The sequence below is a fragment of the Stenotrophomonas sp. GbtcB23 genome, from assembly GCF_019091045.1.
Classification (GTDB): domain Bacteria; phylum Pseudomonadota; class Gammaproteobacteria; order Xanthomonadales; family Xanthomonadaceae; genus Stenotrophomonas; species Stenotrophomonas rhizophila_A.
Genome location: NZ_JAGXKC010000222.1, coordinates 1 through 421 on the forward strand (window position 1 = coordinate 1; position 421 = coordinate 421).

Annotated in this window: 1 protein-coding gene; it reads right to left on the minus strand. The window is 60.6% G+C overall.

Going from position 1 to position 421, the window contains the following annotated elements:
• The coding region (locus KVS69_RS18880; protein WP_217539504.1) for a hypothetical protein at positions 1-253 on the minus strand (253 nt) is incomplete at its 3' end.
• Between the last annotated feature and the right edge of the window lie 168 nt (positions 254-421).

The following is a 421-nucleotide window of genomic DNA, read 5'->3' on the forward strand; positions in this document are numbered from 1 at the left end:
CGTTATGTTCAACGACAGCACAGGAACCTGGACGGATCTCCTGGTCAAGACAGGCCTGCACTCCGTCGATGCCGCTCCGCATCACCTCGTATTTAAAGCCTGGGCCATTGACGTCGACATCGCCGCAGCGCAGTCGCAGCACCTCGACATTGACCTTCGGCCGCTTGCTCGACAGCTGGAACTTGACCGTCTCTCCGGCAGGGACGCTGATGCGATCGGGATAGCCGAGATATTCATTTGTCCTATAGACCACCTTGATACTCCGCAGGTAGAGAGACGCCGGTCATGGTCTGCCAGCGGATCTTGAAGACATGCCATTCCGCCTCGGCAAGCGAGGTGAAGATGCGCTCGTCGACGAAAGGCACCGGGTCGCCGCGGCGCGCAGGGATGCGCGACAACCGCCAGGCCTTGCCGGCTTCCA